The organism is Brevinematales bacterium (assembly GCA_026415355.1).
Lineage (GTDB): Bacteria > Spirochaetota > Brevinematia > DTOW01 > DTOW01 > SKYB106.
This window is the reverse complement of sequence record JAOAHF010000062.1, coordinates 1-704: the sequence shown is the minus strand read 5'-3', so window position 1 is coordinate 704 and position 704 is coordinate 1. Positions and strand designations below refer to the sequence as shown.

At 36.5% G+C, this 704-nt stretch carries 3 protein-coding genes; all 3 read right to left on the bottom strand.

Annotated elements, in window-relative coordinates; genetic code table 11:
• Positions 1-184, bottom strand: a 184-nt coding sequence (locus N2712_08055) for a YidC/Oxa1 family membrane protein insertase (protein MCX8029930.1), incomplete at its 3' end; no start/stop codon positions are given.
• A gap of 87 nt (positions 185-271) precedes the next feature.
• The gene (gene yidD / locus N2712_08050) at positions 272-427 is read right to left on the bottom strand and encodes a membrane protein insertion efficiency factor YidD (protein MCX8029929.1); all 156 of its coding nucleotides are present in this window, start codon (positions 425-427) and stop codon (positions 272-274) included.
• 38 nt (positions 428-465) lie between these two features.
• Positions 466-704, bottom strand: a 239-nt coding sequence (gene rnpA / locus N2712_08045; GenBank protein MCX8029928.1) for a ribonuclease P protein component, incomplete at its 5' end; no start/stop codon positions are given.

Below are 704 nucleotides of genomic sequence, written 5' to 3'. Positions count from 1 at the left end.
GAATTTGAGGTTGAACTTCCTGCATTCTTACCATGGAAGAATACTGCTTTACAGTAAGCGGAAGTAATACAATTCTAATAAAGAACGTAAAAATAATGATTGAAAGTCCATAACTTAAAAAAGCCATGTTGTTATATATAAAATGCAGAAATGATCCTAACGGATAAGATATAAAATCGAGCATTGATTTTTCTCCTTTACTTTCACGAATAAAACTACTGATGACTGTACTTCGCATTTCATCAGCATTTACACTACCTTTGCCTTAATCCTATTTGACCGGATCATATCCGCCCGGATGAAAAGGATGACATTTTAGTATCCTTTTCACCGACAGGTATCCACCTTTCATGCAGCCATACTTGCTCACAGCTTCTATGGCATATTGGGAACAGGTAGGATAAAACCTGCAACTAGGAGCTTTCATCGGAGATATCCATTTTTGATACTGCTTGATCAAAAATATTAAACACCTTTTAAGCAATTCCATTTCTCCTGGTCAAATACGTTTAACTTCTTAAATAAGAACTTCATCTCTTTGCGAATTTCCGTAAAACCGGGGAGTTCTTCCGTTACTCTCGAAACAAAAACTAAGTCATATCCCGGCCTTATAAAATCCTCAAACAACCTGTAGTTTTCCCTGATGAGCCTCCGGATCCTGTTTCTTTTTACACTCTTTCCAACCTTTTTACTTGTCGTAATAC